Raw genomic sequence first — 15,245 nt, 5'->3', positions numbered from 1 at the left:
CGGTCAGTCCGTCGCCCGAGGACCGTCCATGCCGAGTGCTGTGAACAGGCTGGCAGCCGTCGTCAGGATGTCGATCGCCGGCTCGACGGACACGCTCGGATCGACCGCCCGCTGAACACTCAAGCCGATCCCGGTGCTCAACACGAGGTCGGCGAGTTCGGTCGGCGTCGGGAGACCGAACTCGTCGTCTCCGGACTCTGTCGGCAGCAGACCCCCGAGCACCCGGGTGAGTAGTTCGGCGACCGCGTCGCGGACCTCGGTCCGCAATTCGATGATGCCCTCACGCACGCTCTGATTGCCTCGCGAGAGGGCCACGTACTCGAACTCGAGCATCGTCCACTCGATGTCGCCGAGGCTGCGACGCAGCCAGTCGCCGAACTCGGCGACGAACGCTTCGACGTCGACCTCGTCGGAGGTGGGCGTCAGGGACTGCACTTCGTGCATCTTCTCGAAGTGAATGTCGGCGAGAACGGCGTGGCACAGGCTGGGCTTGTCTTTGAAGTTCGAGTAGACCGCGCCCTTCGAATAGCCTGCGGCTTCGGCGATCGCATCCAGGCTCGTCGCGCTGTACCCGTCGGCCAGGAAGGCCGCGCGCGCGGTCGCGACGAGGTCGGCGACGGTACGCGCGCGGCGGTCGGCGCGCGAGACACGCGGCGGGTTGGGCGACATGGCCACCAGCGTATCGCATTCACATACCATGAGTATTGACATACCGAGGGTATGTGAATGATGATCGGGGCCACACGTCAGAGAGGGCTCATATGAGACTGGTCAGGATCCCCGCGTCACCGATCGAGGTGAGCGAGGCAGTCGTCGTCGTCACCGGTGGGGCGCGCGGAATCGGCGCCGCCACCGCAGCACTGTTCCGGGAACGCGGTGCCACGGTCTGGATCGGCGACGTGGACGCCGACGTCGCGGCCGAGGCAGCGGTCCGCATCGGGGCGCGATCGGCGCGGCTCGACGTGACCTCCGGTGAGTCGTGGCGTGAGTTCGTCGCCGCGGTGACAGACGAATCCGGCCCGGTCGACATCCTCGTCAACAACGCGGGCGTGATGCCGGTCGGGCCGTTCGTCGACGAACCCGAACCGACCACCGACCTGATGCTCGATGTGAACGTACGCGGCGTGCTGCACGGAATGAAGACGGTGCTCCCGAGCATGCGCGACACCGGCCGCGGCCACATCGTGAACATCGCCTCGATGGCGGGAATGCTGCCCCTGCCGGGCATGGTCACCTACAACGCGAGCAAGTACGCAGCGCTCGGTGCATCCTTGGCGGCTCGACGCGAGTACGACGGCACCGGCGTCACGGTGTCGGCGATCCTTCCCGCTGCGGTACGCACCGAACTGGCGTCCGGCGCGAGCCTCGGCGGAGTACTGCCGACCGTCGACCCAGAGACGGTCGCGCGCGCAGTGCTCAGGACCGTCGACACCCGCGCCGCGCGCACGTCGGTCCCCCGCTGGATCGCCCCGGTCTGGAGTCTCGCGGACGCTCTAGTGCCCGAATGGATCGAACGCATTGTGCGGCGGTTCGCCGACGATCGTCAGGCGTTGGCACTCGACGCAACGGCGCGCAAGGCCTATCTCGACCGCGTGGACCGTCAGGCGGGCGCCCACACCGCCGGCACTGAAACCGGCACCGCCACCGACGAGGTGGCCCGATGACCCGGACGGCCCTCGCGATCGGCTGCGGCGGAACCATCGGCGGAGCATGGGCGGTGGCCGCACTCCACCACGTCGCCGAGCAGACCGGGTGGGATCCCGCGTCCGCATCGATTCTGCAGGGCACGTCGGCGGGTGCGGAGATCGTTACGATGTTCGGCGGCGGATACACCGTCGACGATCTGGTCGCGATGGCCTCGGGGCGCCCGCGTGATCGCGTGCTGGCAGCCCATCTCGCGGACTGTCCGCCGTCACTGCCGCCGCTGCCCGCGCCTGCCAAGCCCCGGCTGTCGTCGCTCAGCCGTGCCGGCGGCCACCGCAGGCTCGTCGGCGTCGCACCGCGCGGCCGCGGCGACGCCGCCTGGTTGCAGCGACTCGCCGACGCTGCGACCGGCGGCGACGACTGGTTCGCGCGCGACGGCCTCCGCCTCGTCGCCTATCGACCCGCCGACGGCCGACGTGTCGCATTCGGTGCGCCCGACGCTCCGGCGGCCACCGCGGGTCAGGCGTTGCGCGCATCGTGGGGGATTCCGGGGTGGATGCCGCCGGTCGCCATCGGCGGCTCGTCGTACGTGGACGGCGGTGCGGCGTCCACGGCATCGGTCGACCTGATCGGAGCCGACGAGGCCGACGTCGTCTACGTGATCGCGCCGATGGCGTCCGCGCCGGGCATCAAGGCGCCCGGGCTCGGCGGGATCGCCGAGCACGCGTTGCTGCGGTCGCCCATGTCGACGCTCCTGCACCGCGAAGTGCACGAGGTCCGGGCACGCGGCACCCAGGTCGTGCTGATCACGCCGGACGCGGCGGACCTCGCAGGCCTCGGCGGACACTTCATGCGCCGTACTCGTCGACAGGCGGCGTTCGACTCGTCGATGCGGACGGCTGCGGCGTCGGTCCGACGCGCACTGAACGAAGGAGATGCGGCATGAGCGGGCGTGAACCACGAATCGTTGTCATCGGAGCGGGCGTCGCAGGCATCACGACCGCCCACCACCTGCAGGAGGCCGGTTTCACTGACTTCGTCGTCCTCGAGAAGGGCGACGACGTCGGCGGCGTCTGGTATTGGAACCACTACCCAGGCCTGACCTGCGACGTCCCGTCGCAGATCTACCAGTTCGCGTTCGCGCCGAAAGCCGACTGGTCGCGGATCTGGGCACCGGGAGCGGAGATCCAGCGCTACCACCGCGACGTCGTCGAGCAATTCGGTCTCGCCGACCGGATCCGGTGCGGCGTCGAGGTGGTCTCCGCCGACTTCGACGACGAGTCGGGGGAGTGGACGGTGACGACGGCGGCAGGTGAGGCCCATGTCGCCGACGTCGTGATCTGTGCGACCGGCGTGCTCCACAACCCGGCGTACCCGGACATCCCCGGGATCGACTCCTTCGACGGTCCCGTCGTCCACACGGCCCGATGGGACGACGACCTGGAGACAGACGGACGGTCGGTTGCGGTGATCGGCACCGGCTCGACCGGTGTGCAAGTGGTGTCGGCTCTGCAGCCGCGCGCCGCGTCCGTGAAGCACTTCGTTCGCTCGCCGCAATGGATCCTGTGGGCGCCGATGCGGCTGCCGCAGATCCCCGGATCCGCGGCATTCTTCCGGGCGGTTCCGGGCGCGCTCGACGTGCTGCACCGGGCTCTCCTGTCGGCGTCCGGAATCCTCGTCGACGTCGTCACGAAACCGACGTGGCGCAGGCGAGCGGTGCAACGGTATGCGCGATTGTCCCTGCGCGCCCAGGTCGGTGCGGGTGCACTCCGCGACCGATTGACCCCGGACTATGAGCCGTTGTGCAAACGCCAAGTCCTGTCGGGCACCTACTACCGTGCGCTCAAAGCCGACAACGCCGAACTCGTCACCGACGGCATCGAACGGATCGACGCCGGTGGTCTCGTCACCGCAGACGGCCGTCGCCACGACGTCGACGTGATCGTCCTGGCCACTGGGTTCCGGGCGCACGACTACATGCGGCCGATGGAGATCACCGGGCGCGACGGCATCGCTCTCGACGACGTCTGGAGCGAGGGGCCGCGGGCCTACCGGATGACGGCGATCCCGGGCTTCCCGAACCTGTTCACCGTCCTCGGACCGAACTCGCCGACCGGATCGATCTCGCTGCAGCATTCGTCGTCGAAGACGGCGGCGTACATCGTCGCGTGGCTCGAACGGTTCCGTGCGGGCACCGTCGATCGCGTCGAGGTGACCGGCGCGGCCACCGATGAGTTCAACGCTCAGGTCGCCGAAGCGATGGAACCGACCGTGTGGAACACCGGATGCAACTCCTGGTACCAGACCGGCCTCGGCGTCGATCTGTGGCCGTTCGACCGTCGCACGTTGGACGCCATGCTCGCCGCCCCGATCGACGAACATTTCACGATCACGTCCGCAGCCCCGACCGATTGAGGGTTACGTCTAGCGACGTCGAACGGTGCGGGCTGCGCTGCGCATCTTGGCACCCTGCGGCATCGGGCCCTTGGGCATCGCGGCACCGGCGCCGCCCTTGGCCTTCAGTGCGGACAAGCGGCCTTCCAGCGCGTCCATGCGCTTACGGTCGATGTTGCCGGGAAGCTTGCGGATGTGGCGCTCGAGCTTCGAGAGGGGGACCTGGCCCTCGTCGTTTCCGACGATGATCTCGTAAATCGGGGTGTCGCCGACGACTCGGGCGGACTTCTTCTTCTCCTGCGACAGCAGCGGTTTGATGCGGCTCGCCTGACCTTCGCCGACGAGAATGACGCCCGGCTTACCGATCACCCGGTGCACCGCATCCAAGTGCGAGGTGCCGACGACGGCCTGCTGTACACGCCACTGGCCTTTGATGTTGCTGAGCGCCCAGCCTGCGGCTCCCGGCTGTCCCTCCGCCTTGCGGTATACGGTCTTCTGGACACGTCGACCGAAGACGACGAACGAGAGCAGCACGCCGAGGATCAGACCGAGCGGGATCATCAGCCACAGCGGGCCGAAGTTCGCGAACAGTGACAGCAGCACGAAGATCGCCGTCACGACGACGATGATCCCCGCCATCAGCGGGATGAGGACTGCGTCTTCCTTGCGCTGCATCTGGAACGCCTGCCAGATCTGCTGGCGCCGTTCCTTACTCGCTGCTTTACGGGCTGCCTTCGCGGCAGCCTTCGCCTCTTTACTCGCCTTGTCTTGCGCCTTCGCCATGCCCATAGTCTACGGTGCCCGCACCCGGGGGTCCGCACACCGGTCGACGATGTTCGACGCCGGTCAGTTGGCCAGACGAGCGAGCACGCTCGACGCCTCCTGCGCCGTCGATCCCTCGGCGGTCAGGTGGGCGAGTTCGGGCGCGAGCTCGCGACCGTGACGGGCCATCGCCTGCGCGTACAGGCGGCCGGCACGGTACGACGACCGGACCAGCGGCCCCGCCATGACGCCGGCGAAACCGATCTCCTCCGCGTACTGCGAATGCTCGACGAACTCCTCGGGCTTGACCCACCGCTCCACCGGGTGGTGGCGCGGCGACGGACGCAGATACTGGGTGATCGTCACGATGTCGCAGCCGGCCTCGTGCAGGTCGCGCAGCGACTCCCGGATCTCCTCGGGCGTCTCGCCCATGCCCAGGATCAGATTGGACTTGGTGACGAGACCGAAGTCGCGTGCCTGGGTCAGCACGTCCAACGACCGCTCGTAACGGAACGCGGGACGGATGCGCTTGAAGATGCGCGGGACGGTCTCGACGTTGTGGGCGAGGACCTCCGGGCGCGACTCGAAGACCTCAGCGAGTAGGTCGGGCTTCCCGTGGAAGTCCGGGATCAAGTTCTCCACACCGGTGCCCGGGTTGAGTTCGTGGATCTTCCGGACGGTCTCGGCGTACAGCCAGACGCCCTCGTCGGGGAGGTCATCGCGGGCCACTCCGGTGATCGTCGAGTAGCGCAGCCCCATCGACTTGACCGACTCGGCGACGCGACGCGGTTCGTCCCGGTCGAGCGGGGCGGGCTTACCGGTGTCGATCTGGCAGAAGTCGCAGCGGCGAGTGCACTGTTCGCCGCCGATCAGGAAGGTCGCCTCGCGGTCTTCCCAGCACTCGTAGATGTTGGGGCACCCGGCCTCTTCGCACACCGTGTGCAGGCCCTCGCCTTTCACGAGCGCCTTCAACTCGGTGTACTCCGGGCCCATCGTGGCGCGCGTCTTGATCCACTTCGGCTTGCGTTCGATCGGAGTCTGCGCGTTGCGGACCTCGAGTCGGAGCAGTTTGCGGCCCGACGGGGCATCAGCGGGCGATGCGGGAGCGGGGGATGGGGTGGACGGCGAATCGGTCACTGCGGGATCAGTCACTGCGAGATTCCTACGGTTGCGGTTGCGGGTTCGGTTGCGGCGAGCGCGTCCTCGGTGTGTCCGGGCGACGGCGGGATCGGATCGTCGAGACACGCGGCGACCTGAGCGGTCACCTCGTCCAGGACGTCGTCGACGGACAGTTCGACGCCCGTCTCCATCGTGATCGACGTGACGCCCGCATCGACGATTCCGCACGGGACGATGGCGTCGAACACCGACATATCGGGGTTCACGTTCAATGCGAAACCGTGGAGCGTGACGCCCTTGGCGACTCGGATGCCGATCTGGCCGAGCTTGCGTTCGCCTGCGTCGTCGCGGATCCACACACCGGATCGGCCATCGACGCGGCCGGTTGCCACCCCCCGCGAGGCACACACCCGGATCAACGCCTCTTCGAGACGGCGCACGTAGTCGACGACGTCGACGGGTTCGGCGAGTTTGACGATCGGATAGCCGACGAGTTGGCCGGGGCCATGCCAGGTGATGCGGCCGCCGCGATCGACGTCGATCACGGGCGCGCCGTTCACCGGACGGTCGGAGTCCTCGGTGCGTCGGCCCGCCGTGTACACCGACGGATGCTCCAACAGGAGCATCACGTCGTGGTCGATCTCACCGGACGCGCGCTTCTCGGCCAGTTCGTGCTGGAGCCGGTACGCCTCCTGATAGTCGACGGCGCCGAGGCGACGAACCTCAATGGGTTCGGTGCTCAGCCGAGCGGATCCGTTACGCACAACAACGCTCCTGGACATCAACGAGGGAGAAAGGGAAACAAATGCGGAAGGTGCAGGCCTGAGTCGGAGACGGGAGCACGCACGCAAGGTCCAACGTCGCACGCGGCCCGAACTATTCCCGCCCGACGACGACCGCCGTCCGCCCCGACCCTGGGGTCGCAGCGGACGGCAGTCATGGTCGAACGGAACGTCTTACAGCCCCAGATCGGCAGCGAACTCGGCCGCTTCCAGGCGGTGACGGACGGTCGTGAGGAAACGACCGGCGTCGGCGCCGTCGATCAAGCGGTGATCGTAGGTCAACGGCAGGTACGCCATCGACCGTGCGGCGATCGACTCGGTGCCGTCCGGCGCGGTCAACACGACCGGACGCTTGACGATCGCACCGGTGCCGAGCATCGCGGCCTGCGGCGGAACCAGGATCGGCGTGTCGAACAGTGCGCCCTGGCTGCCGATGTTGGTGATCGTGAACGTACCGCCTGCGAGCTCATCGGGCTTGAGGCCGCCGTTGCGAGCGCGGTCGGCGATGTCGGCAATCGCACGAGCGAGGCCGGCCAGCGACAGATCGTCGGCATTGTGGATGACCGGCGAGAGCAGCCCCTGCGGCGTATCGACGGCGATGCCCAGGTGCACGTTCGCGTGGTACGTGATCTCCTTGGCCTCTTCGTTGATCGACGCGTTCACGTTCGGGTGCACCTTGAGTGCCTCGACGACAGCCTTCGCGAAGAACGGCAGATACGTGAGATTGACGCCCTCAGCGGCCTGGAACTTCGCCTTCGCCGACTTGCGCAGCGTGGCGATCCGGGTCATGTCGACTTCGTGGACCTGCGTCAGCTGCGCACTGGACTGCAGCGACTCACGCGTCTTGGCGGCGGTGATCTGGCGGATCCGGTTGATCTTCTGCGTGGTTCCGCGCAGTGCGGCCAGTTCCGGGTTCGCAGCGGCCGCCGGCGCGGCAGCAGGAGCGGTGGACGCGGTGGGAGTCGGGGCAGCAGCCGCTGGGGCCTTCTTCGCCTCGGCCGCGGCGATCACGTCCTGCTTACGGATACGACCGCCGACCCCGGTGCCGGTGACCGTCGACAGGTCGACGTCGTTCTCGGCGGCGAGCTTGCGGACGAGCGGGGTCACGTATGGCGTCGACTCGAGGGTGTTCGCTTCGGCTGCCGGTGCCGCGGGAGCCGCCGGAGCAGCGGCGGGAGTCGGTTCAGGGGTCGGCTCGGGAGCCGGCTCCGGCGTCGGTGCAGCGGCGGGCTCGGGTTCTGGTTCGGGAGCTGGCGTCGCCGGGGCAGCGTCGGTCGGCGCGGCGTTCGCGTCGCCGACGACGGCTAGACGGCCACCGACCTCGACGACGTCGTCGGTATCGGCGACGATCTCGAGCAGGACGCCCGCGACCGGCGACGGGATCTCGGTGTCGACCTTGTCGGTCGAGACCTCAAGGAGCGCTTCGTCCACGTCGACGGTGTCGCCGACCTGCTTGAGCCAATTGGTGACGGTGCCTTCGGTGACGGACTCACCGAGTTCGGGCATCACGACATCGGTGCCGGACGCAGACCCGGCAGGAGCCGGCGCGGACTCCGGCGACGGCTGCGACGGCTCCGGTGCGACCGGTTCGCGCTGCGTCTGCGGCGCGGGCTCGACCGCGGGCTCGGGGGCCGACTCGGATTCGGCTGCGGGAGCCTGTTGCTCGGCCGGAGCAGATTCGCCTGCCTCACCGATCAGGGCGAGCTGGCCACCGATCTCGACGACGTCGTCCTCGTGCGCGACGATCGACGTGAGGACACCCGCCACGGGCGAAGGGATCTCAGTGTCGACCTTGTCGGTCGAGACTTCGAGCAGGGGCTCGTCGACTTCGACGGTGTCGCCTTCCTGCTTCAACCATTGGGTGACGGTGCCCTCGGTGACGCTCTCACCCAGTGCGGGCATCTCAACAGAGAAGGCCATTGCGTGTGACTCCCTAAACTCGTGAACTGTGTTATGTCCGGTCAAGCCGATGCGGGTCTGTCTGCGTGAGCGAGGGTATGCGCACGCATAGTGCAGGCGGTGGATCGACCGACTCCCGCGATTCACAGTACCCGCTGCCTGCTGCACGCTCAGGGGAGTGGCCCTCCTACCCACGAGTAGCCGTGGGTGGGCGGGATCAGCCGTTCTCGGCGATGTCCTCGAGGACCGCGACCAGAGTCCGCACAGGCACACCAGTGCCGCCCTTCGGCGTGTATCCCCAGGGGCCCGCCGTGTTGAATGCGGGACCGGCGACGTCGACGTGCGCCCACCCGACGCCGTCGGCGACGAACTCGCGCAGGAACATGGCCGCCGACAGCATCCCGCCCCACCGATGATTGGTGACGTTCGCGAGATCCGCGACCCGCGAGTCGAGGTCGCTGCGCAGCTCGGCGGGCATCGGCATCGGCCAGCCGTTCTCGCCGACGCGCTGCGAGAGGGTCGCGACTCGGTCGCGGAACTCGTCTGTGCCGAGGACGCCCGGAGTGCGGGTGCCCAGCGCGACCATCTGCGCACCGGTGAGGGTTGCGGTGTCGATCAGGTAGTCGGGCTCGTCCTCACACGCTCGGACGATCGCGTCGGCCAGGACGAGCCTGCCTTCGGCGTCGGTGTTGAGGACTTCGACAGTGGTGCCGCCGTACTGGGTGAGAACGTCGCCCGGACGCTGCGCAGTGCCCGACGGCATGTTCTCGGCCATCGGGACAGTAGCGATGACAGTGACGTTCACGTCGAGGCGGGCCGCGGCGACCGCGGTCGCGATCACCGCTGCCGCACCGCCCATGTCGGACGTCATCGCTTCCATGCCTGCCGCGGGCTTGAGCGAGATGCCGCCGGTGTCGAACGTGATGCCCTTGCCGACGAGGGCGACGGTCTTGTCCGACCCCTTCGCGTCGTGGACCAGCCGGACCAGACGAGGAGGACGTGAGCTGCCCTTGCCGACGCCGACGATGCCGCCGTATCCCTCCTTGACGAGTTGCGCGTCGTCGAGGATCTCCACGCGCAGCCCGGCTTGGCTGCCGAGCACGCGGGCGCGTTCGGCGAACTCGGCGGGGAACAGATGGCTGGGTGGAGTGTTCACCAGGTCGCGGGCGATCGCGACGGAGTCGGCGACCGCCGCCGAGTGATCGAGTTCGGCGCGGTTCTCCTTGGTCTTCGGGGCCAGCAGGCGCACCTGCGACGGCGGACGCTTGTCTGACCGAGACTTCTCGGTGCGGAACTCCTCGAACCGGTACGCGCCGAGATAGAAGCCCTCGACGACGGGCCCGATCGCGGCGGCCGACAGGGTCGACACCACCCGGTCGACGCCGTCGAGTGCGCGAATCGCGGTGCCTGCGGCCTTACGCAGTGCGTCGGCGTCGTCGGCGTCGTCGCCGAGACCGACAGCGAGAATGCGTGACACCGGCAGCGTCGCGGGAGCCGGGATCGTGGTCAGATCACCAGCCTTATGCGTCGCGCCCAACGCCGTCAACGCGCTGGACACGGCTTCGGCGGTCTCGTCGTCGAACAGATCGTCGGCGATCAGTAGAGTCGGTGGTTCGTTCTCTGCGTCGGGGGCGATCAGGCCGATCACCAGGACGTCGTCGTCCTTGGCGAGGGCGGTGGTCAGTTCGATGCGCGGGCCGCGTTCGCGGGCGGAGAAATCGTTGCTGCTCACGGAAGTCAACTCTGCCACAGTCATGGCCGGCCCAGTCGGGGGTGCCAGCAGTCGTGTGTACCCGGCAGGCATGTGCCCGGCAGGCATGTACACCGGCAGTCTCCGACGGGCGTTACCGTATCGGGCATGACCGAACTCCTCGCCGGCCCCATCGCCGACCGTCACGTCGCCCTCGGAGCATCGTTCGCCGCGTTCGGCGGCTGGAACATGCCCGTCTCGTACTCCGGCACCGTCGCCGAACACGCTGCCGTCCGCGAAGCGGTCGGGATCTTCGACGTCAGCCACCTCGGTAAGGCGCTCGTCGCCGGCCCGGGCGCCGCGGAGTTGGTGAACCGGACGCTCACCAACGACCTGGGCAAGATCGTGCCGGGCAAAGCGCAGTACACGATGTGCTGCACTGCCGAGGGCGGCGTGATCGACGACTTGATCACCTATCTCGTCGGCGACGACGAGGTCTTCCTGATCCCGAACGCCGCGAACACCGCGACGGTTCTCGACGCGTTGCGCGCCGTCGCTCCCGACGACGTCGAGATCACCGATCTGCACCGCGAGCACGCGGTGTTCGCCGTGCAGGGCCCGCGGTCGACCGAGGTCCTGCACGCGCTCGGTCTGCCGACCGAGATGGAGTACATGGCGTTCGCCGACGCACCGCTCGACGTCGACGGTGCGACCCGCGAGGTGCGCGTCTGTCGCACCGGGTACACCGGGGAGCACGGCTACGAGATCCTGCCGCGCTGGGCGGACGCCGGACCGGTCTGGGACGCCCTGATCGCCGAGGTCACCGCCCGCGACGGGCTGCCCGCCGGGCTCGGCGCCCGCGACACTCTGCGCACGGAGATGGGCTACGCGCTGCACGGGCACGAACTGAACGTCGACGTGACGCCGGTCCAGGCACGCAGTTCGTGGGCGGTCGGCTGGGACAAGCCGGAGTTCTTCGGTCGCGACGCGCTCATCGCCGAACGTGCGGCCGGACCGGTCCGCCGACTGTACGGACTGAAGGCGACCGGTCGCGGTGTCCCGCGCGCGGACTGCACGGTTCACGCGGAGGCGGGCGGCGAACAGATCGGCGTGTGCACGTCCGGCACGTTCTCGCCGACTCTCAAGCAGGGCATCGCACTCGCGTTCATCGACGTCGCGTCGGGGATCAAGAAGGGTGCGAGCGTCGTCGTCGACGTGCGTGGACGCGCCCTCGAATGCGAAGTCGTCCTGCCGCCGTTCGTCGACGCGCACGTCTGATTCGCGGTGGCCGGACACAGGTGCGCGAAAACCTGATTGCGGGGCGGCGTTAGGATTGTCGGCATGACCTTGGAGTTCACCCGTACCGAACATCCGCACCCTGTGTCCGAAGGTCGCCGCGCCGAGATCCTCGCCGCGCCGGGCTTCGGCAACTACTTCACCGACTACATGGTGTCGATCGATTTCGACCGGGCACAGGGTTGGAATCGGGCGCGGGTGACTCCGTACGGCCCCATCGCGCTCGATCCGGCGGCGATGGTCCTGCACTACGCGCAGGAGATCTTCGAAGGGCTCAAGGCCTACCGGCAGCCCGACGGCTCGATCGCCGCGTTCCGGCCCGAGGCGAACGCTGAACGGTTCGGCACGTCGGCTCGCCGACTGGCGATGCCGGAACTTCCGACCGACGTGTTCATCGAGTCGCTGCGTCAGATCCTCGCCGTCGACAACGGGTGGGTGCCGCCTGCGGGCGGAGAGGAGTCGCTGTACCTGCGGCCCTTCATGTTCTCCACCGAAGCCAGCCTCGGTGTCCGACCGGCCGACGAGTACCGCTATGCGCTGATCGCGTCACCGGCGGGCGCGTACTTCTCCGGCGGCGTCAAGCCGGTCAGCGTCTACCTGAGCACCGAGTACGTCCGCGCCTCGCCCGGCGGCACGGGTGCGGCCAAGTTCGGCGGCAACTATGCCGCGTCGCTGCTCGCGCAGGCGCAGGCCGCCGAGAAGGGCTGCGACCAGGTGGTCTGGCTCGACGCGATCGAACGCCGGTACATCGAAGAGATGGGCGGCATGAACTTGTTCTTCGTGTACGGGTCGGGTTCCCAGGCGCGCCTGGTGACCCCGGAGCTCAGCGGATCGCTGCTGCCCGGCGTCACCCGCAAATCGCTGCTGACATTGGCCGACGACGCGGGCTACGACGTGCAGGAACGCAAGGTCTCCACCGAGGAGCTCGCCGCCGACGTCCGCAGCGGCGAAGTCACCGAGGTGTTCGCGTGCGGGACCGCCGCGGTCATCACCCCGGTGGGACGCGTCCTGAGCGACACCGACGAGTACATGATCGGCGGCGGCGAGACCGGCGAGGTCACCATGGCGCTGCGCGACACCCTCACCGGACTACAGCGTGGTACCTTCGCCGACACCCACGGGTGGATGACCACGCTGTACCCGGCGCCGTAACGCACTTACGCGCACAGGATCACGAGTGTGAGCGCGGTCGACAGTTCGATCACTGCGCCGAGCACGTCGCCGGAGACGCCGCCCATGCGTCGGCGGCAGTGCGCGGAGAACGCCACCGAGAACACCGCGACGGCGGCGACCGCGCACAATGCGCGGGTCCCCAGCGGCCACGCGGCGCCGACGGCGAGGATCGTCCAGACGAGGATCGACCACCGCGCGGTCCCCGCGACGAGCGCACCGAAACCGTTGCTGTCGGCGGGCGGCAGTCCGGCGCGACAGACGTAGACGACGGCGACCCGGGCGAGCGCGACGGCGAACCCGATCTGCCACCAATGCTCGTCCGCGGCCAACGCGCCGAACGCCACCGACTGCGCGCCGAGCACGATCGCCAGCGTCGCCGCACCGAAGGGGCCGACGTCGCCGCTGCGCATCACCTCGCGGATCCGGTCGGCGTCGCCGTAGCAGCCCAAGCCGTCCACGGTGTCGGCGAGGCCGTCCACGTGCATGCCGCGTGTGGTCAACGCCAGCAGCGCGACGATGAGCACCCCGACCAGCAGGTCGGGGAGTTCGGTGCGCGAGAGTCCGTAGGCCGCAGCGGCCGCGACGCCGCCGAGCAGTGCGCCGACCACCGGTACCGTCGCGATCACGGCGCCGCCCGTCGAACGATCCATCTCCACGCGTGGCGCGGGGACGGGAGCCACCGTCAACCAGCTGACGGCCACGTGTACTGCGGTGAGCGGGTTACGCCCCATCGCTGACGCCGGCCCCATCGCTGACGCCTGCCCCATCGCTGACGCCTGCCCCATCGCTGACGCCTGCCTCTGCGAACGTGGCCATGTCGATCAGGGTGTCGACGGCGGACAACACGACCGACAGTGCGGTCAGTGCACCGGTGCCCTCGCCGAGTCGCATCGACAGATCGACGATCGGGTCGAGTCCGAGATTCTTGAGCGCGAACGCGTGCGCGGGTTCGGTCGACTGGTGGCCCGCCCGCCACCACGATGACGCGCCCGGAGCCATCTGTTCGGCGACGAGAGCCGCGGCCGTCGTCACCACACCGTCCAGGATCACCGGTGTCCTGCGGACGGCCGCCTGCGCGTAGAAGCCGGCCATGGCCGCGACATCGGCTCCGCCGACGGCGGCGAGCAACGACAGAGGCTCGTTGCGGTATCGACGGCCGAAACGCATGCCGTCGCGGATCGCGGCGGTCTTGCGGATCCAGGTCTCGTCGTCGATGCCGGTACCGCGGCCGACGACCACCACAGGCTCCTGCTCGGTGATCGTGCCGATGAGCACCGCGGCCGGGGTGGTATTGCCAATTCCCATGTCGCCCGCGACCAGCAGGTCGGCTCCCGAGTCGACGAGGCCGTCGGCGATGGCGCGTCCGGCAGCGACCGCGCGGCGCGCCTCACCGATCGTGAGCGCTTCGCCTCGTCGGAGGTCTCCGCTGGAGTGCCGCACCTTGTAGTCGGTGTTGACGGTGTGGCCCGCGGGCAGGTCGACGTCTGCGGCGATGTCGAATGCATGGACGCTCGCGCCGATGCGCCGGGCCAGCACGTTGACGGCGGCGCCGCCTGCCGCGATGTTCGCGATCATCTGCGCCGTCACTTCCGGCGGGAACGCCGACACGCCGCTCTGCGCGACACCGTGGTCACCGGCGAACACGGCGACCGCCGGAGCGCTGATCCGGCGCGGCGGACACTGCGACTGGCATGCAGAGATCCAGACGCTCAAGTCTTCGAGCAGTCCGAGCGATCCGGGCGGTTTCGTGAGAGTGAGTTGCCTGGCCTGTGCTTCGACGACAGTCGACGGATCGGGCGGGTCGATCGCGGCGAACACCTCGGCGTCGGTCCCGTCCGGCACGGCCGGGCCGACGAACTCGACGGGGGTGTTCTCGTGAGCAGGCGTGTTTCCCCGAGCGGGCACGGGCACAGCGGCGGGGCCCACCGGTGCGGCAGGCGGCTCGAACTCGGGGGTCTCGTCGGCGGGGAGGTCGAGGACCCGGCCGGCGACGACGAGGCGAGCGGAGTCGACGACGTCAGCGACGCGGGCGTTGAGGGCGCCGAGTTCGTCAGCGAACCGTCGACCGGCGACGGTCGACGCGACCACCGACAACCCGACTTCGGGGCTGACGACCACGAGGTCGCCGAGATGGTCGCCGATCGCCGCGCACAACTCGTCGACCTGCGCTTCGATGGACACCGTCGGGTCGTCCCAGGCGTGCGCGCGGTCAAGGACGCCGGTCAGCCAGGTGCCGAGATCGTCGAGGAGGGTCGCCGTCGTCGGGTCGTCGCGCAGGTCGGCGGCGGGATTGGTGGTCTCGACGGTGGCGAACCGCTCCGGGCGCCGAGAGCGATGCGCGTCGACGCGGGCGCGCCATGCGGCGTCGTCGGCCGTGGGGACCGGCCCGGTCGCCAGGTACCGGACGCAGTGGGCGTCGGCGAGGAGGCGTTCAGCGTGCGCTGACTTGCCCGAGCGGGTACCGCCCAGCACCAGAGTGCGCACCG

General features: G+C 68.9%; 13 protein-coding genes. 5 read left to right on the top strand and 8 right to left on the bottom strand.

The features are described 5' to 3' along the window. Window positions 1-3 precede the first annotated feature (3 nt). Window positions 4-669: a TetR/AcrR family transcriptional regulator gene (locus L5G28_RS14260; protein WP_237002106.1), complete on the bottom strand. Its 666-nt coding sequence runs from the start codon at window positions 667-669 to the stop codon at window positions 4-6. Between the two features lie 92 nt (window positions 670-761). On the opposite strand from L5G28_RS14260, the gene L5G28_RS14255 reads away from it, so the two are divergent. The 3 genes from L5G28_RS14255 to L5G28_RS14245 are packed head-to-tail and all read left to right on the top strand — an operon-like array spanning window position 762 to window position 4,059. Further along, on the top strand, window positions 762-1,664 hold the full coding sequence (locus L5G28_RS14255; protein WP_237002105.1) for an SDR family oxidoreductase: 903 nt from the start codon (window positions 762-764) through the stop codon (window positions 1,662-1,664). Then, window positions 1,661-2,590 (top strand): patatin-like phospholipase family protein, encoded by a 930-nt coding sequence (locus L5G28_RS14250; protein WP_237002104.1) that lies wholly within the window; start codon window positions 1,661-1,663, stop codon window positions 2,588-2,590. The genes L5G28_RS14255 and L5G28_RS14250 overlap by 4 nt, the downstream gene beginning before the upstream one ends. Then, the gene (locus L5G28_RS14245) at window positions 2,587-4,059 is read left to right on the top strand and encodes a flavin-containing monooxygenase (RefSeq protein WP_237002103.1); all 1,473 of its coding nucleotides are present in this window, start codon (window positions 2,587-2,589) and stop codon (window positions 4,057-4,059) included. Before L5G28_RS14250 ends, L5G28_RS14245 begins: the two co-directional genes overlap by 4 nt. Window positions 4,060-4,068: 9 nt before the next feature. On the opposite strand, the gene L5G28_RS14240 is transcribed toward L5G28_RS14245, so the two are convergent. The 5 genes from L5G28_RS14240 to L5G28_RS14220 form a co-directional block, all read right to left on the bottom strand. Beyond that, window positions 4,069-4,821, bottom strand: a complete 753-nt coding sequence (locus L5G28_RS14240) for a DUF4191 domain-containing protein (RefSeq protein WP_237002102.1) — start codon at window positions 4,819-4,821, stop codon at window positions 4,069-4,071. A 63-nt stretch (window positions 4,822-4,884) separates the two neighbouring features. Next, window positions 4,885-5,952, bottom strand: coding sequence for a lipoyl synthase (lipA, locus tag L5G28_RS14235; protein WP_372477234.1), 1,068 nt, complete (start codon window positions 5,950-5,952; stop codon window positions 4,885-4,887). After that, window positions 5,949-6,683, bottom strand: coding sequence for a lipoyl(octanoyl) transferase LipB (gene lipB, locus L5G28_RS14230; protein ID WP_372477233.1), 735 nt, complete (start codon window positions 6,681-6,683; stop codon window positions 5,949-5,951). Before lipB ends, lipA begins: the two co-directional genes overlap by 4 nt. Before the next feature lie 192 nt (window positions 6,684-6,875). Next, window positions 6,876-8,621 carry a 2-oxoglutarate dehydrogenase, E2 component, dihydrolipoamide succinyltransferase gene (sucB, locus tag L5G28_RS14225; protein ID WP_237002100.1) on the bottom strand — a complete coding sequence of 582 codons (1,746 nt, stop codon included), beginning with the start codon at window positions 8,619-8,621 and terminating at the stop codon, window positions 6,876-6,878. Between the two features lie 196 nt (window positions 8,622-8,817). Then, window positions 8,818-10,332, bottom strand: a complete 1,515-nt coding sequence (locus tag L5G28_RS14220; RefSeq protein WP_237002099.1) for a leucyl aminopeptidase — start codon at window positions 10,330-10,332, stop codon at window positions 8,818-8,820. A gap of 126 nt (window positions 10,333-10,458) precedes the next feature. Between L5G28_RS14220 and gcvT the strand changes: the two genes are divergently transcribed. Then, window positions 10,459-11,568 (top strand): glycine cleavage system aminomethyltransferase GcvT, encoded by a 1,110-nt coding sequence (gene gcvT, locus L5G28_RS14215; RefSeq protein ID WP_237002098.1) that lies wholly within the window; start codon window positions 10,459-10,461, stop codon window positions 11,566-11,568. A 63-nt stretch (window positions 11,569-11,631) separates the two neighbouring features. Then, window positions 11,632-12,738 carry a branched-chain amino acid aminotransferase gene (locus L5G28_RS14210; RefSeq protein ID WP_237002097.1) on the top strand — a complete coding sequence of 369 codons (1,107 nt, stop codon included), beginning with the start codon at window positions 11,632-11,634 and terminating at the stop codon, window positions 12,736-12,738. Window positions 12,739-12,743: 5 nt separating this feature from the next. Here the strand turns inward: L5G28_RS14210 and L5G28_RS14205 are convergent, their stop codons facing one another. After that, complete coding sequence (locus tag L5G28_RS14205; protein WP_237002260.1) at window positions 12,744-13,490, bottom strand: adenosylcobinamide-GDP ribazoletransferase; 747 nt, start codon at window positions 13,488-13,490, stop codon at window positions 12,744-12,746. Further along, window positions 13,480-15,243 (bottom strand): nicotinate-nucleotide--dimethylbenzimidazole phosphoribosyltransferase, encoded by a 1,764-nt coding sequence (gene cobT / locus L5G28_RS14200; RefSeq protein ID WP_237002096.1) that lies wholly within the window; start codon window positions 15,241-15,243, stop codon window positions 13,480-13,482. Before cobT ends, L5G28_RS14205 begins: the two co-directional genes overlap by 11 nt. Window positions 15,244-15,245 lie beyond the last annotated feature (2 nt).

It is taken from the genome of Gordonia liuliyuniae (assembly GCF_021739025.1).
GTDB classification, from domain to species: domain Bacteria; phylum Actinomycetota; class Actinomycetes; order Mycobacteriales; family Mycobacteriaceae; genus Gordonia; species Gordonia liuliyuniae.
The sequence above is the reverse complement of the archived record's forward strand: the minus strand, read 5'-3'. Positions and strand labels throughout refer to the sequence as shown.